We start from the raw sequence: 26019 nt of genomic DNA on the forward strand, positions 1-26019 counted from the left end.
CGCAAGGTTTCGTGCCGAAGGGGCATGACCGGGCTTACGGTGACGCCATGACCCACACGCATCAGCACAGCGACGCCGACCAGGCGGAGATCCTCGATCTGGACGCCGAGGTGCTCGCCGAGCACACGGCGTCCATCACCGCCTGGCTGCCGGTGCGGAGCGCGCCGCGCCAGATCGTCGACCTGGGCTGCGGCACCGGCACCGGCACCTTCGCCCTCCTCGATCGCTTCCCCGACGCGCACGTCACCGCCGTCGACACCTCGGCCGGGCACCTCCAGCTCCTGCGCGAGAAGGCGTGCGCCCGCGGTGTCGAGGGGCACGTACGGACCGTGCACGCCGACCTCGACAGCCCGCACTGGCCCGACCTCGGCACACCGGACCTGGTGTGGGCCTCCGCCTCGATGCACCACATGGCCGACCCCGCCCGCGCCCTGCGCGGCGTCCGTGAACTGCTCGCCCCCGGCGGCCTGTTCGCCGTCGTCGAACTCGCGGGCTTCCCCCGCTTCCTGCCCGCCCATGCCCCCGAGAACCGGCCCGGCCTCGAAGAGCGCGCCCACGCCGCGACCCACGCCTTCCACTCCGAGCACGTTCCGCACCGCGGCGCCGACTGGGGGCCCATGCTGACCGACGCCGGTTTCACCATCGAGGACCAGCGCACCCTCACCGTCACCGTCGAAGGAGAACGCGGCGAAGCAGTCGGCCGCTACGCCCACGCCAGCCTGCGCCGCGTCCGCGCCGCCGCCGCACCCGCCCTCAGCCCCGAGGACCTCGCCGCGCTCGACGAACTCCTGGACCCCGACAGCCCGCACAGCCTTCTGCACCGCGCAGATCTCGCCGTCCGCACCGAGCGCACCGTCTGGGCCGCCCGCCGCGCCTGACATCCGGCGTCACCCACAGCCGCGTTGCCAGAGGGCCCCACCACCCGGCCGTCTGCCAACCCGCCTGTCCGTCTCCTGCACGACGCCTGCGCAGCACCGGGCTGAGCGCGTGGCAGCGGCGCTCCTCGAACCCGAGGTGCGGCACCCGGCCACCGTGACCCCACGGGAATCCATCAGCAGGTGCTGTTTGCCGACGCTGCCGAACGGACATCCTCCCTGCCGTCAGGGGTGGAGCCGTTGGCTTTCCTCACGCCGACCAGCCAGCCGCTTTCGCCGTACAGGGTCACCACTGACCTCGTTCCCCTCCGGCATCTGACGGCAAAACGACTGACCCGGGGCCGCCGGTACCGGCTCCGGACTGCGGTCCGCCGATCGGACCGCACCTGACGCCAATCCGCCCCCTTGTACGGTATTTGAGGTCATGTAGGCGATTCTCCGCTTCCGCCTGCCGAAGCATTCCGGGTCACCTACGGCGCCTGGGATGTCAAGTGTTGACATCCCTTCCGCATCTGGCTGATGATCACCGTTGTCTCACGGTTTCCCGTCAGTCTGCCAGCCGCCACCACGATGGCGTGGTCATTTAGTCGGCTGGCAGCGTCTGGTAATTGCGCTGCGCTTGACCGGGGCCTTTTTCCGTTATCGCCTCGGGACACCTTTCCTGATACCGCTCTCCGACATGCCACCGCTTTCTGGGCGCTGGATTCTCTGCGGCGCCGTCTCGACAGGAAGGCCAGACCTTGCCGGTGCAGTACACCTCCCCCACGGTCCGTCCCGCCTCCTTTGCCCAGCAGCGTCTGTGGTTCCTGGCACAACTGCCGGGCGCGAACGCCGCGTACAACGAGACCATCGCCTACGCCCTGACGGGCCCCCTCGAGCTGGACCTGCTGAGACGCGCCTTCGATCTGCTGACGGAGCGTCATGAAAGCCTGCGCACGCGGCTGGTGGCGGAGGCGGGCACAGTGCAGCAGCACATCGACCCGCCGGGTACGGGCTTCGTCCTCTCCTACGAGGACCTCACCGCCGACGCCGACCCCGCCGCCCGTCTGGCCGCACGCCAACGGGACGAGCACACCGCGCCGTTCGACCTCGCGTCCGGACCGCTGGGCCGCGGCCGCCTGCTGCGCCTGGGCACCGAGTACCACGCGCTGCTCCTCACGTTCCACCACAGCATCTACGACGGCGCCTCGATGAACGTGATGATGCGCGAGGCCGGGCTTCTCTACCGGTCCCTGCTCGACGGCGCACCCGACCCGTTACCCGCACTGGCAACCCAGTACGCCGACCACGCCCAGGCCCAGCACAGGGCCGTGCTCGACGGCTCGCTCAAGGACCAGGAAGAGCACTGGAAAAGGGCGCTGCGTGACGCGCCGCCCGTTCTCGAACTGCCCATCATAGGCCCGCGGCCGGCCGAGCAGGACTACGACGGCGGACGCGTCGAGTTCAGCCTCGACGCCGCCACCACGGCGGCACTGCGGCGTCTGGCCCGCGAACACCGCGCCACCCTGTTCGTGGCGGTCCTGGCCGGCTGGGCCGTGCTGCTGTCACGATTGTCAGGGCAGGAAGACATCGTTGTCGGAACTCCGGTCACCGGCCGCCGCGGTCCCGGCACCGCCGATGCCATCGGCTTCTTCGTCAACTCGCTGCCGGTCCGCGTGGACCTGTCCGGGGCCCCCACCGGATCGGAGGCTCTCGCCCGCACCCGCGCCGTCGTCCGCGAAGCGCTGGCTCACCAGGACGTGCCCTTCGAGCGCATCGTCGAACTGGTCAACCCCCCGCGCAGCGCCTCCCACACCCCCCTGTTCCAGACCATGCTGGCCTGGGTGCCGGACCGGGCCGACCTGCTGCGCATACCCGGGATCGAGGCCCGCCCGCTCCCGATCGCCCTGGCCCCGGCCAAGTTCGACCTCGCCCTGTCGGCCACCGAGTCCCAGGGAAAGGTCACCGGGCACCTGGACTACGCGACCGCGCTCGTCGACCACGCCACCGCCCGGCGCTGGGCGGACCACCTGCAGCGGCTGCTGACCGACCTCGCCCGGTACCCGGACCGGGACATACGCGACCTGGAACTCATGGGAGCCGACGACCGGGCCCGCCTGATCTCCTCGGGCGACGCCGCGGCGGTCGTGCCGCGCGACCCGGTGGCCGCCGCCCTGCGCGCGGCCGACGGCCTCGCCTCCCTCTTCGAGTCGCAGGCCCGCCGGCACCCCACCCGCATCGCGGTCGCCGACCAGGACCACGCCCTGGACTACGCCACCCTCGACAACCGCGCCAACCGGCTCGCCCACGCCCTCGCCGCCCGCGGTGTGCGTACGGGCGACGCCGTGGGGCTGCACGCACGCCGCACCTGCGGGCTGGCCGTCGGCATCCTGGGCATCCTCAAGGCGGGCGCCGTCTACCTCCCGCTCGATCCGCAGCAGCCGCCAGACCGCCTCACGGGCATGGCTCAGGACGCCGCCTGCTCCGTCGTCCTGAGCGACCACGGCCCGCACGAGTGGCCCGCCGACTGGCTCGGCCTCGGCGCCGTCGAGGCCGAGGGAAGCACGGGGGAGCACCCGCCGCCCGACGTCGGCCGCTCCCCCGGCCAGACCGCCTACGTGATCTTCACCTCCGGGTCCACCGGACGGCCCAAGGGTGTCGCAGTCGAGCACCGCAGCGTCCTCAACCTCTTCGCGACCTGGCACGAGCGGATGGGCACCGCCCCCGGTGACATCGGCTCCGCCTGGTCCAGCATCGGCTTCGACGCCTCGATCCACGAACTGCTGCTGCCCCTGACCACCGGCGGTGCCGTACACATCGTCCCCGAGGACCTGCGCGGCGACCCGGCCGCGTTGCTGGCCTGGATGCGCGAGCGCCAGGTCACCCAGGCCTTCCTGCCACCCGCCTATGTCAAGTGGATCGACGAGGATCCCGCCGCCCGGCTGCGCGACCTGCCGCTGCGCACCCTGCTGACCGGCGTGGAGTCCCTCACCGAGGCCGCCTTGCACCGTATGACACGGCACCTGCCGGGTCTGCGGATCTGCTTCGGGTACGGCCCCACCGAGGCGACCCTGTACAGCACCGCCTACTACGCCCCCCGCCCTCTGGAGCGTCCCTGTCCCATCGGTCGGCCGCTGCCCGGCACCCGCCTGTACATCCTCGACGGCCGTATGCGGCCCGTGCCGCCCGGCGTGGTGGGTGAGGTCTACCTGGGCGGCGCCTCCCTGGCCCGCGGCTACCTCGGCCGCCCCGATCTCACCGAGAAACGTTTCCTGCCGGACCCGTTCGTGCCCGGCGCGCGCGTCTACCGCACCGGGGACCTCGCCCGCTGGGACGGGGACCGCCAGGCGCACTACGCGGGCCGCGCCGACGACCAGGTCAAGCTGCGCGGATTCCGTGTCGAACCCGCCGAGATCGAGGCCGCGCTCATGGCCCTGCCCGGCGTCCGCGAGGCCGTCGTCCTCGCGGACCGCGACCCGGCCGGGCAGCCCCGGCTGGTCGCCGCGGTCGGCGGGGCGGGCACCTCGGACTCCGGCGACGGCCTGCGCGCCGCGCTCGCCCGCCGACTGCCCGAGTACATGATCCCCGCCGTGGTGCTCGGTCTGGAGACCCTTCCGCTCAACCGCAGCGGCAAGGCCGACCGGGCGGAACTGCTGCGGCTCGTGCACGAGCGCACCGCCACCCAGGTCAACACCGCCAGTCCACGCGACCACGTCGAACACACCCTGTACCGCATCTGGCAGCGCATCCTGCTGCACCCCGGCATCGGGGTGCGCGACAACTTCTTCGACATCGGCGGCACCTCCCTGTCGGCCATCAAGATGGCCCACGAGGTCACCCAGGCATTCGGCCGACACCTGCCCGTCGCCGAGGTCATGGTGCGGCCCACGATCGAGTCGCTGGGCGCCCTGCTGCGCGAGGACGGCCGCCACCACACCTCCGGCAGCCTCATCGAGTTCCGCGCCGGCACCGGCCCCCGCGTGGTATGCGTCCACCCCGCCGGCGGCACCGCCTTCTGCTACCTGCCCCTGGCCTCCTTCCTGCCCGGACACATCGCTCTCCACGGCATCCAGTCACCGGGAGTGAACCCCGCCGAGGAGGTCCTGCCCACGGTCGAGGCCATGGCGGAAACATATCTGCGCATGCTCGGACCTCTCGGGGACGGCCCCGTCGTCCTGACCGGACTGTCCTACGGAGGTCTCGTCGCCCACGAGATGGGGCGGCTGCTCGGCCGGGCCGGACACCGGCACGTGAGCGTCGTCCTCCTGGACACCCAGGCCAGCGACGCCCCCAGCGCCCGCGAGGCAATCACCGTCGTCGACGCGGCCGAGTTCCGCGACAAACTCGTGAGGTTCAACGGAATGTACCCCGGTATAGACGACGCCCAGGTCGACCGCTACTTCCGGATCTACAACCACAACCGGCTCACCGCCCGCGACCACGTCCCCGCCCCCTCCCCGGTCCGTCTGGTCCTCGCCCAGGCCGTACCCGGCGGCACGGACACCCCCTTCCACGCCGAGGTCCGCGACTTCTGGCGGCGTCGCGCCGAGGGCGCGTTCCACGTCGAGACAGTGGAGTGCGACCACTGGGAGATCCTGGAGGGCACCGGGGCGGCCCGCGTCGGCGCCCTGCTCGCCGCCGAACTGGCCCACCACTCGGCGCAATCCGGCGCGGCCCCTGCTCCGGCCGCCTCCGTGCGGGAGGGACGATGACCCCGCCCGCCCCGTCCGACGCTGCGAGCGCGCTCGCCGCCGCCGTTCTCACCCAGGCCCGCCGCACCCCGGGCGCCACAGCCGTCCAGGACGGCACGCGCACCCTCGACTACGCCGAACTGGACATGCTCAGCGCCCGGGTGACCGAGCGGCTCTGGGCCCGCGGAGTGCGGCCCGGACACTCCGTCGCCGTCGCGCTGCCCCGCTCCTGGCAGCTGATCTGCGTCATGCTGGGCATCCGCCGCGCCGGAGCCACCGTCGTCCCTCTGGACCGGCTCAGCCCGCCCGACCGCCAGCACCACATCCTCACCGACTGCGGCGCCGTCACCGTGATCCGCGACGATCACGGCACACCGCCCGGCCTGCGCCCCGGACCGCTGCTCGATCCGCTGGAGCCGGCCGACCCGCCCGCTCCGGCCGACTCAGCCGCCACCGGCACCGCCACCGGCTTCGTCTTCTACACCTCCGGCAGTACCGGACGCCCCAAGGGGGTCGAGGTCACCGACGCGGGCGTGCTGCGACTGGCCCGCCCCGGCTACATCCGGCTGTGGCCCGGCGCCCGCTACGCCTGCCTGTCCAACCCCGCCTTCGACGCGATCAGTTTCGAGGTCTGGGCCCCGCTGCTCACCGGCGGCACCTGCGTCATCCTCGACGACACCGAGGTGCACAGCCCCAGCCTGCTCGCCCGCACGCTGCGCACCCGCCGCATCGACACGCTGTTCATCACGGTCGCCCTGTTCAACGCGGTCGTCGAGAAGGTCCCCGAGTGCTTCGCCGACGCCTCCCAGGTCCTCATCGGCGGCGAACGGCTCAACGTCCCCCTGATCCGCCGCTGGTACGACGCCAACCCCGCCTCACGCACCCGCCTGCACAACGTGTACGGGCCGACCGAGGCGACCACGTTCGCCCTGTGCCACCCCATCGCGCGGGACTTCTCCGGCGTCACGATCCCCATCGGCACCGTCCTGCCCGGCACCGGCATGCTCCTGCACACCGCGGACGGGCCGCGTGCCGAACCGGGCACGGTCGCCGAACTCCTGCTGTCCGGCGAGGCGCTGGCGCGCGGCTACCGGAATCTGCCCGCACAGACCAGGCGCAGCTTCGTCGAACTGCCCGACGAACACGGCCGCCCCCGCCGCTGGTACCGCACCGGCGACCTCGTCCGGCAGGACACCGACGGCCTGGTGACCTATGTCGGCCGAGCCGACCGGCAGGTCAAGGTGCGCGGCTTCCGCATCGAACCCGGCGAGGTCGAACGCCAGCTCCTGGCCCATCCCGCCGTCCGCCAGGCCCATGTGTGCACCCTGCGCGACCCGTCCGACCGCAACGAACTGCTGGCCTTCCTCGTCCTCGGCGACGACCTCGGCTTCGACGCCTACGAACGTCATCTCACCGCCACGCTGCCGTCGTACATGCGCCCGCACCGCACCCACCTCGTGTCCGAACTCCCGCTGACCGCCAACGGCAAGGTCGACCAGGCCGCCCTGGTGCGCGGCGCCGGGCCGGCGTGGACCCGCACCCACCGGAGCGAGGCCCCCGTCAGCGGCCGGCACCGGCCCGTCCTGGAACTCGCTGAGGAGATCCTCAAGGTCACCGGCCTGCGCCCTGAGGACCGCTGGACCGCGAGCGGCGGTGACTCGTTGAAGGCCCTGCAGTTCCGCTTCGAGATCCTCCAGCGCCACGGCGTCGACCTGCCGCAGAGCCTCGTGCTGCGCTCCGACTTCGCCGCCCTCACCGACGCGGTCCTCGCCCCTGCCGCGGTCGCCGCCGACCACCCGCCGGTCCCCGCCGCCCGCGCTGCCACGGACGCGCCGGCCACCGATGAGCAGGAACGCCTCTGGCTCCTCCACCAGCGCGACCCGGACGACCGCTCCTACGACGTCCCGCTCGTCCTCGACATCGAAGGCCGCGTCGATGCCCGGGTCCTGCGGCGTGCGGTCCGCACGCTCGTCGAGCGGCACCCGGCGCTGCGCACCCGGCTCGTACCCACCCCGGACGGCCTGCGCCAGCAGGCCGAGGAGCCGTACGACCCCTGGCAGGAGGCGGACGCGCGGGCGGGGGAAGGATGGCAGGAAACCGCCGGCCGCTTCTTCGCCCGGCCCTTTGACCTCACCGACCACCGCATGCTGCGGGTGGCCTGGGCGCAGCGTCCGAACGGTGGACTGCTCCTGCTCCACCTGCACCACGTGGCCGTGGACGGCTGGTCCCTCAACCTCCTCTTCCGCGACCTGAGCGAGGCCTGCGCCGAAAGGGGCGGCCGTCCAGCACCCGTCACCACCCCGCTCGACTTCGCCCGCTGGCAGCGGACCTGGCACGCCACGCCGGCCTACGAACACCGCCGCGCCGCCCTGCGCGCCCACTACGGCCACACGCCGGAGGCATCACCGGTGCTGCCCGTCCCCGCGGGCCCGGCCCGGCGGCAGGCGCGGCTGCTGCGCACCTCCCTGGACCTGGTCAGGCGCGCAGCTGTGGACCGCCGGGCCGCGGAACTCGGCCTGACCAGGTTCCAGTTCCTGGTGTCCGCGTTCACCGCGAGCGTGTACGGCGTGACCGGGCAGAGCCGTCCCCTGATCGCCACCCCTGTGGCGAACCGGCCCCGGCCGGAGTTCGCCGAGACCGTCGGCATGTTCGCCAACACCGCGCTCCTCGGCCTCGCCGCGCGCCCGGAGGATTCCCTGGGCGCCCACCTCTCCGCGCACGCCGAGACCGTGCGCACCGTCCTTGAGGGTCAGGACGTCGCGCTCGCCGACGTCCTGACCGAGCCGGCCCTGCGCGGGCGCGCCCCGCTGTTCGACTACCTCTTCGTACTGGAGAACACACGGTTCGAGGCGGTCCGTCTGGACGGATGCGCGATCCGGCCGAGGTGGCCCGAACCCCTGGGCGCCAAGTGCGCCCTGACGCTGTCCGTCGTCGAGCACGAGGGCGGCTTCGACTGCCTGTGGGAGTACCGCGACGACATCGGCGCCGACCGCGCCGAGGCAGCCGCCCGGCTCTTCGGCCAGGCCCTGGACCAGCTGACCACGAACCCCGGCGTCCTCCTCCGGGACCTCGTCACCCCCTACCGCCTGGCTCCGCACGACACCGGCCGCGGCTCCGCCCCGGATCCCGACTTCACCACCGTCGCCGAAGGCTTCGCCTGGCAGAGGGCCCGCACCCCCGACGCCCCGGCCGTCACCGACGGTCGGCGCCGCCTGACCTACGCCGAACTGGACGCGCAGGCGAACGAGCTGGCCGCTCTCCTCAGCGCCCGCCTCCCCGCCGACCCCACCGCGCCGGCGTCCGTGGCGCTCTACCTTCAGCCCTCCGTCGAGCACGTCGTGGCCGTCCTCGCCGCCGCCCGCCTCAACCTCACCGTCGTCCCGCTCGACCCCGCCTACCCGCCGCAGCTGCTACGCCACGTCCTGGGACAGACTGACCCGCTGTGCGTACTGGCCGCCCCCGGCGACCTCGGTCTCCTCGACGGTCTGGCCCCGCCGCACCTGCCCCGGCACCCCCTTGTCCTCGCCGACGCCCCGCAGGCCGCGACGGTGCCCCACCGCCCGGCGGTGCGCCCGCTCTACACCCTGTTCACCTCCGGCTCGACCGGTACGCCCAAGGGCGTCCAGGTCCCCGACCTCACCCTGTGCAACCTGCTCACCTGGCAGCGCACCGAGGGCGGCCTCGCACAGCCCGCCGTCACCCAGCAGTTCTCCATGCTGTCCTTCGACGTCTCCTTCCAGGAGATCCTTACCACCCTGTGCTCGGGAGGCCTGCTGCGCCTGGTCGAACCCGCCTGGCGGCATGACGTCCCCGCGCTGCTGGACCAGTTGGAGGCCGGCGGGGCGGAGCGGATCTTCCTGCCGTACGTAGCACTGCAACTCCTCGCCGAGCACGGGGTGAGCAGCGGACGGTTCCCGTCCCGGCTACGCGAAGTGGTGACGGCGGGCGAGCAGCTGGTGTGCACCGACGTGATCCGGCGCTGGTTCGCCGGCCTGCCCGGTGCCCGGCTGTTCAACCACTACGGTCCCACCGAGACGCATGTCGTCAGCGCCCTGTGCCTGGAGGGCGACCCCGCCGCCTGGCCCGCCCGGCCCGCCATCGGGCGACCGGTGTCGCACGCTGTGCTGCGGGTGGTCGACGAGTGCGGGCTGCCCGTCCCGCCGGGCGTCACCGGAGAGCTGCTGATCGGCGGGCCGATGGCCGCACGCTGCTACCTGGGCGGCCCGGACACCCATCACGACCGGTTCATCGACGATCCCGACGCGGGGACCTTCTACCGCACCGGCGACCTGGCCCACTTCGGCCCAGAGGGCCTGCTGCACTACGCCGGCCGCGACGACGGCCAGGTCAAACTCGGCGGCCACCGGCTCGAACTGGGCCAGGTCGAGGCCGCGCTGCTGCGGTTTCCCGAGATCACCCACGCGGTCGCGTCCGTCGCGGACGGCCGGCTCACGGCGTCCCTGGAGTGCCGGGGCGACGACCCCGACCCCGCCCGGCTCGCCGCCCACCTCGCCCGCTTGCTGCCCGCCCATGTGCGTGTCGCCCGCTTCCGGCGCCTGACCGAGCTGCCCCGCACCCCGAGCGGCAAACTGGACCGCAGGGCGGCCCTCACCGCACCGGGCCACGAGCTGCGCGCCCCCGGCGGCACCGCGAGCGCCCTCAGCCCTCTGGAGCGGAGACTGACCGACCTGTTCGAGGCCGTCACCGGCAAGGCGGTCGCCGTCGACCAGAGGTTCTTCGACGCGGGCGCCACCAGCCTGGACCTGATGCGCTTCCAGCTGAGGTGTTCGGGGCCCGGCGATCTCCCGTTCACCGTTCCCGACCTGTTCGAGCACGTCACCCCGCGCGCACTGGCCCGGCTCCTGGACGGCCGCGCGCGGACCGCCGATCCCGGCCACGGCACAGCCCCTGTCCGGCCGTCCGACGAACCCGTCGCCGTCATCGGCATGGCCGTACGGCTGCCGGGCGCACCCGACCTCGCCGCCTTCTGGGACCTGGTCACCTCCGGGCGGCGCGGCATCGAGCACTTCCCGGCACCACAGGGCAAGGTCGGGGCCCGCAGCCAGATGGCGGGACTCCTCGCCTTCGACCCGGGCCGTTTCACAATCAGCCCGCACGAGGCGCGGCTGATGGATCCCCAGCAACGCCACCTGCTGATGAACTGCGTCGAGGCACTCGCCCACACTGGGCTCGCCGACCCCGGCACCCGGCGCGTGGGCTTGGTCGCCTCCTGCGGCGAGAACACCTACGGCCAGCGGATGCTGCGCGAGGGCGACCCGGACAAGCTGCCCGACGCCTTCCGGCTGGCGCTGCACCAGGAGAAGGACTTCCTCGCCACCAAGGCCGCCTACCATCTGGGGCTCACCGGACCGGCGTTCACGCTTCAGTCCGCCTGCTCCAGCTCACTCGCCGGGGTACACGTGGCCGCCGGCCTGCTGCGGCAGGACGACGCCGACGTGATGCTCGTCGGCGGCGTCCTGGTCGACACCGAACTCACCGGCGGCTACACCTACCGGCCGCAGCACATCTTCTCCCCGGACGGACACTGCCGGCCCTTCAGCGCGAACGCCCAGGGAACCGTCGGCGGCAGCGGCGCGGGCGTGGTCGTACTCAAACCGCTGGCTGCGGCCCGCCGGGACGGCGACACCGTGTACGCCGTCATCACCGGCTCCGGCCTCAACAACGACGGCCACGACAAGCTCGGTTACAGCGCGCCGTCGGTGGCCGGGCAGCGAGCAGCGATCCGTGCCGCGCTGCTCCGCAGCGGTCGCGACGCCACCGACCTCGGATACGTCGAGGCGCACGGCACCGGCACCCGGCTCGGCGACCCCGTGGAGGCGGCGGCGCTACGGCAGGCGTACGGCCTTGCGGACAACGCCCGGGTGGCGCTGTCCTCCGTGAAGAGCCAGATCGGTCATCTGGGCGCCGCGGCAGGCATCGTCGGCCTGGTGCGGGCGGTGCTCGCCGTGCACCACGGGATCATCCCGCCGACGGCCGACTTCGACCGACTCAACCCGCAGATCGACGACGGCGCCTTCCGGGTCCCGGTCACCGCCGAGCCCTGGCCGGGGGACCAGCCGCGCGTGGCCGCCGTGAGCAGCTTTGGCGTCGGCGGCACCAACGCGCACCTGCTGCTGGAGCAGCCCGGCCCGGCGCCGGTCCCAGTGCCGGACCCGGCCGAGTCACTGCCCTGCCTGCCGCTGTCGGGAAGTTCCCCGGCCGCGGTACGCGCCGACGCCCGCCGTGTCGCCTCCTATCTCACGGCACGCCCCGAGACCTACCCCCAGGTCCTGCGCCACCTCCAGGCGGGACGGCCCGCGCTCGCGCACCGCGCCGGGGCGGTCTGCCCGGACGCCGCCTCGGCCGTCGCGTGGCTCTGCTCCGCCTTCGAGGTCACGGCGCCGGACCCGCGCGACCCGGTGCCCGTCCAAGGCCGCGACCCGCACGCGCTCACCCGAGCCTGGGCGAACGGCCACACCATCGACTGGCCCCGCGGGCCCGCGCAGGCCCCCTGGGACTTCCCGCCACCCGCCTTCGACACCACCGAGCACGACTTCCCCCGCGCCGCCATCGCCGCGGCCGGGGCGATCCCCCCGGCCGACGACACCGTGCGCCCTGACCGGCTGCCCGCCGACCAGTGGCTGCACCAGCCCCTGTGGACACGGCTGCGCCGCGCCCGCACCGTCGCCCACCAGCCGCTGCGCACCGCCGTGGTGGTCACCGACGGCAGTGCGGACGCCGGACGGTGGCGGTTCCTCGAGGACCACTACGCCCGGCTGATCGTCGTGCGGGCCACTCGCGACCGGGCCCTCACCCGTCTCGGCGAGGACTGCTACGCGGCCGACCCCGCCGACACCGGGCAGCTGGCCGCCGTGCTGGACACCCCGGCGGTGCGGTCCGCCGCCGGGGTCGACTGGCTGCACGCCCTGCCACTGGCCCTGGGTGAGGTCCTCGACGATGACGTCCTGGAGACGGCCCAGTGGGCCTGCCTGGACACGGTCGCCGCGCTCGCCCGCGCCCTGGCCGACCTCCCCGGCGTCCAGCGCCCCCGTGTCCGGCTGCTGTCCCACGGTGCCCAGCCGGTGACCGGCACGGTCCGTACCCCGGCCGCCGGCCTGCTCGGCGCCGCCCTGGAGGTGCCCCGGCAGGAGCTGGGCGTCCAGTTGCACTGGACCGACCTGCCCACCCACCGTCCGGCCGACTGGGCGGCGTACCTGCCCGACCTGCTGCTCGACGAGACCCTCACCGCGCCGCAGAGCGCCCTGCGCGACGGCTTCTGGTGGCACCGTGTCCTGCAGCCCGTGACCGCGCGCTCACCGGATCCGCTCGCGCAGGTCTCCCCCGGAACGCATCTGGTGCTCGGTGGAACCGGCGGGATCGGCAGCACCCTGGCCGCGCGTGTCTTGCGGCATCCCGGCAACCGGGTCGTCCTCCTCGCGCGCGGCACCGAGACACCCTCCGTGCTCCGTCCCCACCAGGACCGCGTCGCCCTGGTCCAGGCCGACCTGGCCTCGGACGACCTGGCCCAGGTCGCGGCCCGGCTCGCCCCGCACCTGGCAGGGCTCGCCGGAATCGTGCACGCCGCCGGCACGGCCGCCGGTGCCCTCCTCGCCCGCCGCGACCCCGCCGCCGCCCGGCTCACCACAGCAGCCAAACTGCGCGGTGTCCTGCTCGTCGAACGGCTCATCGCCGAACACGGCCCCGCCTACGCCCTGTACTGCTCGTCGATGGCGGCCCGGTTCGGCGGGACCGGCCAGTTCGACTACGCGGCGGCCAACGCCTGCCTGGACGCCTGCGCCCACTACACGCCGCCCGGCGGGACCGACGCCACCGCACGCACCAGCATCGGCTGGGACGCCTGGCGCGAGGTCGGCATGGCGCAGCACGCGGGGATCACCGATGCCCGCCACCACGACCACCTGGCGGTGGCGCTGACCCCCGAGGACGGAGCGGAGCTGTTCGAGCGCGCCCTGGGCCTGCGCCTGCCCCATCTCATGGTCAGCACCACCCCTCTGGACCAGGCACACCACTTCTACGCACCGGCAGCAGCGGCGTCCGCCGCGAAACCAGCCGGCCCCCCGCGCCCGTCCGGCACGCCACAGACCGCTCTGCCCGGGCCGTTCACCGGGGAGGCGACCGCGGGCGCCGGGCCGGCCTCCCGGGCCCCGGCAACCCCCGTCCCCGCCGACCCCACCGCCGGCCTGACCGAGATCGCGCGGAGCCTGCTCGGCGTGGACACCATCGACCCGCAGGCCGCCCTGTACGGCCTGGGCACCGACTCGCTCACCCTGCTGGAACTCCTCGAAGAGGTGAAACGCCGTTACGGCACCGACATCGACCTGTCCCGGCTCAGCCACCGCGTAAGCCTCGCGGAGATCGCCGGACACCTGCGCACCGCGGCCGGTCCGGCCACCGTGGAGGCGGAGGTGTGGCAGCGCGGTACGGGCCGCGAGGTGCTGTGCCTGGTCCATCCGGTCGGAGGTGACATCCAGGCCTACCAGCCCCTGGCCGCCGCGCTGCCCCCGGACCTGACCCTCTGTCTGATCCCCGACCCCCGGCTGCGCGACCCGGGCCTGCCTGCCCACTCCATAGCCGACCGCGCCGCCCCCTACCTGGAGGCCGTTCGGGCGGCCGTCCCCGGCACCGACCGCCGGCTGCTCCTCGCGGGCTGGTCCTTCGGGGCCTGGACCGCACTGTCCATGGCCGCCCTGGCCGAGGAGAGAGGCCACCCCGTCGACTCGCTCCACCTCCTCGACCCGCCGCCGCCCGGCACCGGCGACCGGTACGCCGCCTACGACGACGAGCAGGTGGCCGCGGTGTTCGCCCGCGAGCTGAGCGGCAGCGGCGCCGACCGGCTCACGGCCGCCGGACGCGCCTACGCGGAACGCCTCGCGCGCTGCTGCCGGGCCAACCTCACTGCGATGGCCGGGCACCGCCTGCCGCGGCTCACCCGCACCCCCACCACCTTGTGGCTGGCGCAGCGCCCCGTCCAGGACCGCGTCCTGGCCCCCGCACCGGCCGCACCGGACGCCTGGAACGCGTATCTGACCGAGCCGTACGCCGTACGCCGCGTCGACACCGACCACTACGAACTCCTCGCCCAGCCCCATGTGCGGGCCCTCGCCGCCGCGCTGGCCACGCCTTTGGACGCCGCGCACACCGCCCTGTCCCACCCCGACGGACGCTGAGGAGGCCGCCGTGTCCCACCCCTACGCCCGTCTGCCCGCACGGTCCTTCTGGCGTACCGCCGTCGCCGAGCCCGGCCCCGCTGACATCACCGACCTGTGGACGCCGAAGTTCGCCATCGGCACCAACGCCCCCGTCGTCACCGCCGGATCCTGCTTCGCCGCCCACATCGGACGCGCTCTGCTGAGCGAGGGCATGCACTGGTACGACGCTGAACTCCCGCCGCCGGGCCTGACGCCCGCCGAGCAGGCGGCCCGCGGCTACCGCCGCTTCTCCTTCCGGACCGGAAACATCTACACCGCGGCGGCACTGCGCCAGTGGGTCGGCTGGGCACTCGGCGAAGAGAAACCACCCGAGGAGGTGTGGCAGGACAACGGAGCCTTCTACGATCCCTACCGGCCCTCCGTGGAACCGGACGGCTTCGCCTCCCGGGAGGACCTGCTGGCGGCCCGCGAGGTCACCCTGGCCGCCATCCGCACCGCCCTCGCCAGAGCCAACGTCCTTGTCTTCACCCTCGGCCTGACCGAGGCCTGGCACGACACCGCGACGGACACGGTGCTGCCGACGTGTCCGGGCACCGTCCGCGGCACCTTCGACCCGTCCCGGCACGTCTTGCGCCAGCACACGGTGGCCCGCGTCGTCGACGACCTGACGGCCGTCCTGGCTCTGGCCCGCGGTGTCAACCCCCGGCTGCGCACGGTCCTCACGGTCTCCCCGGTTCCGCTGACGGCGACCGCCACCGGCCGCCACGCCCTGGTCGCCACCACCCACTCCAAGTCGGTGCTGCGTGCGGCGGCCGGCCAGCTCGCCGACGCCTCCCACGACGTCGACTACTTCCCGTCGTACGAGATCGTCGCGGGCTTCCCGTACCGGGCGGCCTTCTTCGCACCGAACCTGCGCACGGTCACCCCCGAGGGCGTGGCCTTCGTGATGCGGCACTTCCTGGGCGCTCTGCGGCCGGGGAGCGACCCGGTGACGCGCTCCCAGCTGCCCGCGCCGGCCCCGGCCACCCCTGTCACCGGCGGAGAGGACCACTGGTGTGACGACGCCGTGCTCGACTACTACAACCCCAGCACCCCGCTTCCTCCTGCTCGGTGACTCCCACGCCGGATGTGTCGGGCGCGCCGCCCGGGAGGCCGCTCTGCCCTTCGTGGGCGGCCCCCTCGGTTCCGGGCGGGATTTCCTCGGGCCGTTCTTCGACGTCGACGGCGGCACGCTCACCTTCCGGGACGCGCACGCGCAGCGACTGTTCCGAGAGTTCCTGGACGCCCTGGAGGTCACCGAGCTGGGCGGGCTCAAGGCGCCGCTCGTGTGCACCTTCGGGCTGAGTGCCCACACCCTGGCCACCCGGCAGAACTGGGACATCCACCGCGACCGGCACGGCACCGTCCCCGAGGCGTTCCTGCGCAGCGCACTGTTCACCGACCTGATCCGGGCGAGCGTCCGCGGTGCGCTCGCCTTCTACGCGCACACGGCCGCCCACGGACTGCGGGTGCTGGCCCCGCTGCCGCCGCAGCGCGTCCCCGGCATGTCCGACCCCGCCGTCTTCTTCGCCGCCCAGGACATCGTCGGCGCCGAACTCGCCACCCGCGGCATCGAGATCGTCGACGTGCGCGACAAGGTCACCGACGGCACGGGACACCAGCGAGCCGCCTTCTGCCAGAAGGACGACACCATCCACGGCAACGACGCCTTCGGCCGCCTCGTCGTAGCCGACCTCCTCGACCACGGACTCTGACCCCGCTCCCCCACCCCAGGAGGTACCTCATGGAGGACTACGCACTGCGAGCCCTGGAACAGCTCACCACCCGCCCCGCCGAGCACTACGACACCCTCACCCTCACACCGCTCACCCCGGTACTGGGCGCCGAGGTCACCGGCCTCGACCTCTCAAGAGAACTGACCCCCCGGCAGGAGAAGGAACTCAAGCACGCCTTCCACGCCCACCACGTCCTCGTCTTCCGCGACCAGGACCTGACCCCCGAGGAACACAAGCGGTTCGCGGGCGTCTTCGGTGGACTGCACCCCGTCGCCCTCCCCGCCGAGGGATCCGACCCGCACATCCTGGACATCAGGGCGGGCAAGGACTCCAAAGCCGTCGCCGGCAACGGCTGGCACTCCGACGGCACCGCCGACGCCGAGCCCTCCCTCGGCTCCACGCTGTACATCACCACGATCCCCGAGGGCGGCAGCGGCGGCGACACCCTGTTCGCCAACATGCACCTCGCCTACGACCTGCTCTCCCCCACCCTGCGGGGCTTCCTGGACGGCCTGACCGCACTCCACGACGGCGCCAAGCCCTGGACAGACGCCGGGCTGACCCCGCCTCCCGAGTACGACGTGCCGCGCACCGAACAGCCGGTCGTCGTCCGCCACCCGGACTACGGCCGCAAGCTGCTCTTCGTCAACGCCCCCTACACCTCACACATCACCCAGCTGTCGCGCACCGAGAGCGACGCCCTGCTGACGATGCTGTACGCGCACATCGCCCAGACCCCGCTCCTGCACTGCCGCGTCCGCTGGCAGCAGCGCACCCTCGTGCTCTGGGACAACCGCAGCGTCCAGCACCACGCCGTGTGGGACTACTTCCCGCACACCCGTGAGGGGCGCCGCGTGGCCATCGACGGCAGCCGACTGCACAGCTGACCAGGTCCCCCGACGAAAGTGAAGGCGCCCCGTGACCCCGCCCGCCGGCCGTGCCGCGTTCCGTGCCGCGCTGCGCGCCCAGCCCGCCGAACCTCCGGACCCGGCCACCGTGGGCGGGGCGGCCCCGCCCGCCTGGGCGTGGCACCTCGCGACCGCTCTTCACGGCCTGCTGCCGTCCGACGTCGCGGACGACTGGGCGGGGCGGCTGCACACCGTCCTCGCCCAGCCCGCTCCCGCGGGCCTGTACGCCGTCCACCGCTGGCAGGCCGGCACGGTCCTGCCGTTGCTGGCCCGCACGGTCCACGCGCAGGACACCGCCGCGGTGACCGCGCTGGCCGGCCTGCACACCTCGGCGGAAAGGGGCACACCCGCGGGCCGTGACCGGTGGCGGCCAGCGCTCACCGCCGTCCTCCTGCGCCTGCATGACGCGGCCTACGACCGGACGAGCGCGTACGCCCAGTCCCACACCGGCGCCCGTGACTTCGCACTGGCCAACGGCTTCTCCGCAGCTGAAGCCGACACCTACGGCCACGAGTACGCACGCCTCAGCAGCGACGCCAACGCGCGTGCCTTCGCCGAGTCACACGCGCAGGCACTCGGCGAGGCCCTCACGGACGCGTACGCTACCGGCAGTCCCGAGGCGTACGCGGACACCTGGCCCGGGGCGCAGGCCCGTGCGGTCGTACGGGCCGTTGCGGGAACCGCGCCGCCGGGCGGCGCCGCGTCCGCCGCCGTCCGCCTGGCAGACGGTCTGGTCACGGCGCTGCGGCCCGGCGAGGACCCAGCATCACGTGGCGCATCAGGTCGCCGCGTACCACCCGCAGACCCCTCACCAGCGCCCGCACACAGGCCGAGGAGAACGGACTGACCCTGTGCTGCGGTAATCGACCGGTTCGGACGCCGCTCATCCATCGCCTCGGCCGGCGGATTCCCCCGATGACGGATCCCTGCGCCTCTCACACCCGGCGGTCCACGAGGCTCTCCGCCCCCAGGGCGTAGCCTTCACCGCCATCGGCTACGGCGGCTGACCTCATAGGGCAACGTCCTATGCGCCCGCGGTGTCCTCGGCCTCCCAGCGAAGCAGGTCGCCTGGTTGGCACTTGAGCACCTCGCAGAGCGCGGCGAGTGTCGCAAAGCGCACCGCCTTGGCGCGGCCGTTTTTGAGTACCGCCAAATTGGCGGGCGTGATCCCCACGCGGTCCGCGAGCTCGCCCACAGACATCTTCCGCCTGGCCAGCATCACGTCGATGTCGACGGCGATCGGCATCAGATCACCTCGTCCAACTCCGCCTGCATCTGCGCCGCTTCCAAGTCGCGCGCGACGGCCTGGGCGAGCAGCATCCGCAGCACGAGCACGATGAGCGCAACCCCCAGGATCGCCACGCCAACCCCGCCCATGATGAGGGTGACGCCCGGGTCGTCCTGCTGGCCGGGCGCGTTCAGGGTCGTGGCCGCGAACCAGGCGAGAGCAGCCGCGACGATCGCTCCGATGGTGACATCCACGTACCGGAAGGCGGCGTGGGAGAACACAGTTCCGCGTCGCACCATCGTCACCAGTCGCCACACACAGACCAGGGCGACCTGGGCCGCCCCGATGCCCAGGATCGTGATCACGCGCAGCGGGGTCAGTGGGAGCGCCCCGTCCTCCGGGTCGCTCCCACTGACCAACGCCCAAACCATCACCGCCTGTACGAACACGGTACCGGTGAGCACCGCTACGAGCACGGCGCGGAGCGCGCCCACCGTCAGCTTTCCCACACCTAGTCCTCCCATCGAGTCGCGATCGGAATCTATCGACTCTCGATAGATCACGCAAGCGTCGAAGGGGCGGGCGAGCAACGGCCTCCGCACCACGGCAGGATGCCGTCACCCCCCTCCCACCGCATGGCGCGCCGGATCGGACACCATGCGAATACGGCGAATTACCGCCCGACAGCATGGGCCACCCGCGCACGGCCAAAGACCGGCTTGCCATTCCAGGCAGCTCACGGAGAATTAGCGCGTCGCAATGCCGTCGCACGGTCACGGCGGTAATGAAGCGGAGCTGTATTCGCGTTTCCGTTTCCAGCGAGGCGCTGCCGGCCGGGGCGGCAGCGAGCGGCGGCAGCACCGAGGGACGGGTCATGTCCGCAACTTCCCTCTGTTTGCGGGGACTTCATAATCTCCAAGACAGGCGGGACAAACGGATCAAGGTGCGGCATTCGAGGAATGCGACATAAATCCGGCGCCCGCTTGAATTTCCCTCAGGCGGGGATCGACGTGGCCGGAGGCCGTCACTAAGGTGTCCGCTGGCACCTGCACGGCACCCCAAAAGGTGGCCTGATGTCTGGTGCCGCAGAGTCGTCCCCGTTCCGCGTTTCCACTCTGGTCATCGAGCGTTCAAAAAAGGCCGTCAGCACCCCCAAGACCTCGCACACTCGTATTCCTGACCGGTCCCGGCAGCGAGCTAGACCAGCCGCCCGCCCGTACCGTCAGCAGACAAAGACGGAGCGATAAAGAGGATGCGGTTCCAGCTGCTCGGGCTGCTCAGCATCGCCGATGGCGAGCATGCCGCCGTCCTTCAGCCGTCCAAGCCGACGAGCCTGCTGGCGGCCCTGCTCATCCACTCCGGCGCGGCCGTGTCGACCGAGTACCTGGTGCGCGCCGTCTGGGACACCGAACCCCCCGCCACGGCGCGGGCCGCGCTGCAGAGCTGCGTTCTGCGGCTCCGGCGGATCTTCGCGAAGTACGGGGTCGCGAACGACGCGATCGAGGCGGTCCCGGGCGGATACCGGATGCGCATGGACCGCGAGAGCCTGGACCTGGTCCGCTTCCGCGACCTGGTCCGCTCGGCGGATGCCACCGGTGACGCCGAGACGGAGTCGTACGTGCTGAAGGAGGCGCTCGCGCTGTGGCACGGGCCGGTACTGGCGAACGTGTCGTCGCAGCTGCTGCACCGCGACGAGGCACCCCGGCTGACCGAGGAACGGCTGAGGGCACTGGAACGCCTGTGTGACATCGAACTGGCGCGCGGGCGGTGCCGCGAGGTGCTGGCGGAGGTCTGGGAGGCGGCGAGACGCCACCCGGAGCGGGAGCGGTTCTCCGAGCAGCTGGCCGAGGCTCTTTACCGGACCGGCCGCCAGACCGAGGCCCTCGCGGAGATCAGGGCCGTCAAGGAGCGGCTCAAGGAGGAGTTCGGGATCGACCCGGGCGCCAGCCTGCAACGCCTGGAACTGGCGATCCTGCGCGGTGAGCAGCTCGGTGTCCCTCAGGTCCCCGCCGTCGCCGCGATCGCGGCGGCCCGCCCGCGGGCGGTGCTCCCGCCGGGCGAGACGGGTGCGCGAAGACCAAAGGCGCCGCTGCCCGCCGCCGCGTCACGGCTCCCCGCTCCCCCGGCGCGGGCCCCCGCCCCGTCGCCGGCGGCGGTGCCCGCACGGCCCGCGGTGCCGGCCGCCGCGGTGGCCCCGGTCCCCTGCTTCACCGGCCGCACGGAACAACTCGACGCCGTACGGCGTGCGCTGACCGCGGACGGTCCGGGAACCTGGCCGGTGGTGATCTCCGGAGCCCCCGGGATCGGCAAGACCGCTCTCGCCCTGCAGGCCGCCCACCTGGCCCGGGACGCGTTCCCCGGCGGCTGCTTCACGCTCGCCCTGACCCGCGCGGACGGCAGTGCCCTCGGCGCCGCCGAGGCCCGGGCGCAGCTTCCGCCCCCCGACGGGGCCGGCCGCCGCCTGCTCGTCCTCGACGACGCGGTGGGCTCGGAACAGATTCGCCCCCTGCTCCCCTCCCCCGGCGAGGGCGTCGCGGTGGTGACCAGCCGGCGCGGCCTGGCCGGGCTGATCGCCACCCACGGCGGGGCCGTGCACCGTCTGGACACGCTCACCCCGCAGGAGTCGCACCAGCTGCTGATCAGCATCCTGGGCGCCGAGCGGGTCGCCCGGGAGCCCGAGGCGGCCCGTGAACTGGCCCGGGTCTGCGGTCACTTCCCGCTGAGCCTGCGGATCGCCGCGGCCCGTCTGCTGACGCGGCCCGGCCTCGGCATCGGCGAGGGCGCCGCGTGGCTGGCCGCGGACCTGCCGGCCAGGCTCTCGCTGGCGGACGAGCCGCTGATGTCCGTGCCGCACGTGTTCGAGGCGGCGCTGCGCCGGCTCAGCCCCGAGCTGCGGGAGGCGTTCGTGGTGCTGGCCCTCCGGGGCGAGGGCCAGCGAACCGCCCGTGCGGCGCCGGAGGTGCCGGAGGAGGTCCTCGAACAGCTGGCGGACGCCGGATTCGTCGAGGAGGGCCCGCCCAAGCCGTACCGCATCCACGAACTGCTCAGGGTCTACGCGCGTCAGCGGGGGGCGGTCCCGCCGCCGCGCACGGGCGCCACGACGGCCCCCGGCTGACCACCGCGACCACCCGCCGACCAGCGCTCTCACCCGGCCCCGTCCAGACCAGACGCCCGGCCGTCCCTCCCACCCGGCCCCCACCCAGAGGTGACACCAGCATGCCCACCGCACGGTACGAAGCAGTCGCGGCGTCCCGCCCCCGCATCCGGCGCGACGTCCTGTTCACCGAGACCCCCGACGGCGTCCTCTTCCACAACGCCGACGGCGGCTTCCGTCTGACGGCCAGGTCGGCGTACCGCTTCGCCACCCTGCTCGTGCCGCACCTCGACGGTGACCACACCGTCGCCGAGATCTGCGCCGGGTTCGGCGACCGGCAGCGGGCGATGGTCGGCGAACTCGTCAGCACCCTGTACGAGCGGGGCTTCGCCCGCTCCGTCGCGCCCGGCTCCTCGCCGCGGGCGTTCGACGGACCCGAGCCGTCCGAGGACGTGGCGCGGCGCTACGCGGCCCAGATCGCCTACGCCGACCACTACGCCGACGATGCCGCGCGGCGCTTCCAGCGCTTCCGCGACACCCGGGTGGCCGTCGTCGGCAGTGACCTCGTGGCACGGTGGTGCGTGCTGAGCCTGCTGCGCAACGGCAGCGCCGCCATCGGCGTACTGCCGCAGCTCGGCCTGGAGGGGATCACCGCGGAGGCGGCGGCCGCCGGCGCCGACGGATGCCCCGTCGACATCGGCGAACTCGCCGCCCGCGCGCCGCTTTCCTGGGCCGCCTTCGAGGGATACGACGTGGTCGTCGTCACGGGCGGACCCGAGGCGGGCCGCGGCGTGTTCGAGCTGCTGCGGGCCGGGGTGCCCGCGGGCCGCACCCTCCTGCCGGCCTGGTCGTTCGGCCGCCACGCCATCGTCGGTCCGCTGATGTCGGCGCAGACCACGGGCTGCTGGGCGTGCGCCGTGCTGCGCCTGGGAGCGGGCGACGGCGCCGCGCCCGCCGCAGACGTGTGGAGTGCCCTCGCCCTGGACCTGCCGGCCGCGGCGCAGGCCCCCGCGGCCCGCCCCGGCCGGCCGCTGGCCGCGATGCTCGGCAACCTGCTGGGCTACGAGGTGTTCAAGACGGCGACGGGGGCGCTGCCCGCCGAGACGGCCGGGCAACTGGTCATCCAGGACGTGGAGTCCCTCGACGTCATCTCCGAACCCCTGCTGCCCCACCCCCGGTGTCCGTGGTGCGCGGACGCCACCGAGGCGGACCTCACCGGCATCGACCTGGCCCGCCCGGACACCGGCGGCGGCGCGCTGGCGCTGCCCACCGTCGACACCGCCCGCGAGGCGGACGCCCTGGTGGAGGAGCTCGACCGGCGCTCGGTGCTGCTGCGGCCGCACACCGGTGTGTTCACCGGCTACGACGACGAGACCATCACCCAGACACCGCTCAAACTCAGCGTCGTACGGCTCGGCCTCGGCCACGGCCGCGCCCGCCGCGTCGGCGCCGCCGACGTCCACCACGTGGCGGGCGCCCGGCTGCGCGCCCTGCACCGCGCCGCCGAAACCTACGCCGAGCACGTCGTCCCGCACCGCGGCACCAGCGCGCCGGAGCCGGCCGTCCGCCTGGACCCGGCGGTGTTCGGCACCTGGAGCGGCGCCGGGGGCGCGCGTGGCGACGTGCGCGGCTGGGCCGCGGCCACCTCCCTGCTCACCAAGGAGCGGTTCCTGGTGCCCGGTGAGGCGGTGCGCCCGTTCGGGGACGGCAACCGCGACCGCCTCTTCGAGGCCACGAGCGCCGGTATGAGCGCGGCGGCGAGCGCGGCCGACGCCGCCGCGCAGGGCCTGCTGTCGGCCCTCGCCCACGACGCGCTGCGGCGGGCCCTGCGCGGCTCCGGCGTGCCGGAGATCGCCGTCACCGCCGACGCCGACGAAGCCGGTCCCGAACTCGTCTTCCTGCTGCGCTCCGCCGCCCACCTCGGCGTCGAGGCGGAACTGCTGGACCTCGGGGAGCGGGAGCGTACCGGGGTGGCCGTGGTGCTGGCCCGGGCCGGGGCCCGCTGGACGGTCGCGGCCGACCTGTCGTACCCGGCCGCGGCCTCGGCGGCGCTGCGTGACCTGCTCGGCCGGGTCCAGCTGGAGCGGCAGGGCCTGGCGGGAGAGATCTCCTGGGGTGATCCGCTGCTGGGCGACCTCGACCCGCGGGCGCTGGCCGTCCGGGGCAGCGTGACCGCCCAGGGGGCGAGCGCCCCGTCGTGGGCCGGCGTGCTGCGCCTGCTCGGCGACCAGCGGCGGGACGCCCTGGTGGTGCCCACGGGCTCCGCCGACCTGGAGCGTGCCGGTGTCCACGTGGTGCGCGTCCTGCTGACGTCGGAGGCCCGGCATGCCGACTAGCGTCACGGACCGGAGAGCCGTCCACGAGCCGGGGGCGGTCCGGCTGATGACCGGCCTGCTGCGAACGGCGCTGCACGGTCAGGGCCAGGGCGGCATCGCCGTGTCGGTGAGCGCGCTCGGCTTCGGTGACGCGTTCGCCGAGGGCGGCGGCCCGCTCCCGCCGAGCACCGTCCCGGTGCACCTGTACGGGCGGCAGGCCGTCGTCGGTCCCCTCACTCCCGGCGCCGGGGCGCCGTGCCCGCGGTGCCTGGCCAGGCGCTGGCAGGCGGTGCGCTCGGTGGCGCTGCGCGACGCCCTCGAACTGGGCGGCGGCACCGAGGAGGCGGGGCCGTGGCCGTACGCCGTCCCGTTCACCGGTGAGGCGCTCGCCTCGCTGGTGGCGCGGGCGCACGCGGCCCCGGTGCGCGGGCCCTTCCCGGACGTGCACGTACTGGACCTTCAGACGCTGTCCGTGCGCAGCTACCCCCTCGTGCCCGACCCCCAGTGCCCGGCCTGCTCCCGGCCCGTGCCCGACACGCCCGAGGAGGCCCGTCTCGCCCTGGCTGCCGCGCCCAAGCACGCGCCGGGGACGTTCCGGCTGCGGGGCATCGAGGCGTACGGCATCGACGTGGCGGCGTTCGCGAACCCGCTGTGCGGTGCTCTGGGGCCGTCCGTCGTCCACGACGTGTCGTCCACGTCCACGTCGGCGGCCATCGGCTGCTTCTCGATGCGCTCCGGACCGTACCTGCGCGAGACCTTCTGGGGCGGGCACGCCGGCTCGTTCGCCGCCTCGGCGCGCATCGGGGTCCTCGAAGGACTGGAGCGGTACGCGGGCATGCGGGCGCGGAGCAAGCGGACCACGGTGCGCGGATCGCTGGAGGAGTTCGGCGCCCACGCGGTCGACCCCAGGCGGGTGGGCCTGTACTCGGACGCCTTCCACCGGGAGAACCCCCACATCGTGCCGTTCGCCCCCGACCGCGAGATCCCGTGGGTGTGGGGCTACTCCCTGCGGGACCGCGAGCCCCGGCTGGTGCCCGAGGTCCTGACGTACTATCACGCGCCTGGTCTGGAGAACCGGTTCGTCCAGGAGAGCTCCAACGGCTGCGCGTCGGGCGGCTGCGCCGAGGAGGCGGTCTACTTCGGCCTGATGGAAGTCGTCGAACGCGACGCCTTCCTGCTGGCCTGGTACGGGCGGCAGCCGCTGGCGGAGATCGACCCCGCCACCAGTGCCCGGCCGGCCACCCGGCACATGGTGGACCGGCTGGCGATGTACGGCTACCGGGCCCGCTTCTTCGACACCCGCATCACGTTCCCGATCCCCGTCGTCACCGGCGTCGCGGAGCGCACCGACGGGGGCCTGGGCCGGATGTGCTTCGGCGCGGGCGCCGGGCTCGACCCGGAGTCCGCGCTGGACGCGGCGCTGTGCGAGATCGCCACCGACGCGGTCAACCTGCCGGGCAGGTCACAGCGCGAGGAGGCACGGCTGCGCGCCATGGCGGCGGACTTCTCCCGGGTGACCGCGCTGCACGACCACCCGCTGCTCTACGGCATCCCCGAGATGGGTGTCCACGCCGACTTCCTGCTGCGTGCCCCGGCCACCCGGCCGCCGCTCGCGGTCGGCGACCTCCAGTGGCCGGATGCCAGCGGCGCGCCCTGCTCACCGGATTTGCGGGAGGACCTGGAGCGCTGTGTCGCCGCGGTCGCCGCCGCCGGCTTCGACGTGGTGGTCGTCGACCAGACCCTGCCCGAGCAACGGCTGCTGGGACTGCACACCTTCAGCGTGCTCGTTCCCGGCCTGCTGCCGATCGACTTCGGCTGGTCGCGGCAGCGGGCGCTCGGCATGCCCCGGCTGCGCACCGCCCTGCGCGAGGCGGGACTGCGGGAGAAGGACCTGGAGGCCGCCGACCTCAACCCGGCCCCCCATCCGTTCCCGTGACCGCGCCCGCCCGCACCGCCGCCCGCCCCCACGCCAGACAAGAGGAGA

At 73.5% G+C, this 26019-nt stretch carries 12 protein-coding genes; 10 read left to right on the forward strand and 2 right to left on the reverse strand.

What is annotated here, in order from left to right:
* Positions 1-47 precede the first annotated feature (47 nt).
* The 7 genes from KBY47_RS15230 to KBY47_RS15260 all read left to right on the forward strand — a co-directional run bounded on the left by KBY47_RS15230 (position 48) and on the right by KBY47_RS15260 (position 18245).
* On the forward strand, positions 48-878 hold the full coding sequence (locus KBY47_RS15230; protein WP_210921637.1) for a trans-aconitate 2-methyltransferase: 831 nt from the start codon (positions 48-50) through the stop codon (positions 876-878).
* Between the two features lie 737 nt (positions 879-1615).
* Entirely contained in the window at positions 1616-5566 is a 3951-nt protein-coding gene (locus tag KBY47_RS15235) for an amino acid adenylation domain-containing protein (protein ID WP_247694740.1), read from the forward strand.
* A complete protein-coding gene (locus KBY47_RS15240; RefSeq protein WP_210921638.1) occupies positions 5563-14733 on the forward strand; it encodes a non-ribosomal peptide synthetase in 9171 nt (3056 codons plus the stop codon). Before KBY47_RS15235 ends, KBY47_RS15240 begins: the two co-directional genes overlap by 4 nt.
* 10 nt (positions 14734-14743) lie before the next feature.
* On the forward strand, positions 14744-15829 hold the full coding sequence (locus KBY47_RS15245) for a GSCFA domain-containing protein (protein WP_210921639.1): 1086 nt from the start codon (positions 14744-14746) through the stop codon (positions 15827-15829).
* Positions 15771-16469, forward strand: a complete 699-nt coding sequence (locus KBY47_RS15250; protein ID WP_210921640.1) for a hypothetical protein — start codon at positions 15771-15773, stop codon at positions 16467-16469. The genes KBY47_RS15245 and KBY47_RS15250 overlap by 59 nt, the downstream gene beginning before the upstream one ends.
* 29 nt (positions 16470-16498) lie before the next feature.
* Positions 16499-17377 (forward strand): TauD/TfdA family dioxygenase, encoded by an 879-nt coding sequence (locus KBY47_RS15255; RefSeq protein WP_210921641.1) that lies wholly within the window; start codon positions 16499-16501, stop codon positions 17375-17377.
* Positions 17378-17408: 31 nt separating this feature from the next.
* On the forward strand, positions 17409-18245 hold the full coding sequence (locus KBY47_RS15260) for a hypothetical protein (protein WP_210921642.1): 837 nt from the start codon (positions 17409-17411) through the stop codon (positions 18243-18245).
* A gap of 177 nt (positions 18246-18422) precedes the next feature.
* On the opposite strand, the gene KBY47_RS15265 is transcribed toward KBY47_RS15260, so the two are convergent.
* Both KBY47_RS15265 and KBY47_RS15270 read right to left on the reverse strand, forming a co-directional pair.
* Positions 18423-18644, reverse strand: a complete 222-nt coding sequence (locus KBY47_RS15265; RefSeq protein WP_210921643.1) for a helix-turn-helix transcriptional regulator — start codon at positions 18642-18644, stop codon at positions 18423-18425.
* Positions 18644-19135 (reverse strand): DUF2975 domain-containing protein, encoded by a 492-nt coding sequence (locus tag KBY47_RS15270; protein ID WP_210921644.1) that lies wholly within the window; start codon positions 19133-19135, stop codon positions 18644-18646. Before KBY47_RS15270 ends, KBY47_RS15265 begins: the two co-directional genes overlap by 1 nt.
* A gap of 743 nt (positions 19136-19878) precedes the next feature.
* Here KBY47_RS15270 and KBY47_RS15275 point away from each other — a divergent pair.
* From KBY47_RS15275 to KBY47_RS15285, 3 genes are all read left to right on the forward strand, one after another.
* Complete coding sequence (locus tag KBY47_RS15275) at positions 19879-21741, forward strand: AfsR/SARP family transcriptional regulator (RefSeq protein ID WP_210921645.1); 1863 nt, start codon at positions 19879-19881, stop codon at positions 21739-21741.
* 101 nt (positions 21742-21842) lie between these two features.
* Positions 21843-24056, forward strand: a complete 2214-nt coding sequence (locus KBY47_RS15280) for a TOMM precursor leader peptide-binding protein (RefSeq protein ID WP_210921646.1) — start codon at positions 21843-21845, stop codon at positions 24054-24056.
* On the forward strand, positions 24046-25971 hold the full coding sequence (locus KBY47_RS15285) for a TOMM precursor leader peptide-binding protein (protein WP_210921647.1): 1926 nt from the start codon (positions 24046-24048) through the stop codon (positions 25969-25971). The genes KBY47_RS15280 and KBY47_RS15285 overlap by 11 nt, the downstream gene beginning before the upstream one ends.
* Positions 25972-26019 lie beyond the last annotated feature (48 nt).

This window comes from Streptomyces sp. B93, assembly GCF_018070565.1.
Lineage (GTDB): Bacteria > Actinomycetota > Actinomycetes > Streptomycetales > Streptomycetaceae > Streptomyces.

What these genes read in the sequence shown, in the direction of transcription:
- KBY47_RS15230 (WP_210921637.1), top strand. Translation starts at nt 48, where the DNA reads ATGACCCACACGCATCAGCACAGCGACGCCGACCAGGCGGAGATCCTC.
- KBY47_RS15240 (WP_210921638.1), top strand. Translation starts at nt 5,563, where the DNA reads ATGACCCCGCCCGCCCCGTCCGACGCTGCGAGCGCGCTCGCCGCCGCC.
- KBY47_RS15255 (WP_210921641.1), top strand. Translation starts at nt 16,499, where the DNA reads ATGGAGGACTACGCACTGCGAGCCCTGGAACAGCTCACCACCCGCCCC.
- KBY47_RS15265 (WP_210921643.1), bottom strand. Translation starts at nt 18,644, where the DNA reads ATGCCGATCGCCGTCGACATCGACGTGATGCTGGCCAGGCGGAAGATG.
- KBY47_RS15275 (WP_210921645.1), top strand. Translation starts at nt 19,879, where the DNA reads ATGCGGTTCCAGCTGCTCGGGCTGCTCAGCATCGCCGATGGCGAGCAT.
- KBY47_RS15280 (WP_210921646.1), top strand. Translation starts at nt 21,843, where the DNA reads ATGCCCACCGCACGGTACGAAGCAGTCGCGGCGTCCCGCCCCCGCATC.
- KBY47_RS15285 (WP_210921647.1), top strand. Translation starts at nt 24,046, where the DNA reads ATGCCGACTAGCGTCACGGACCGGAGAGCCGTCCACGAGCCGGGGGCG.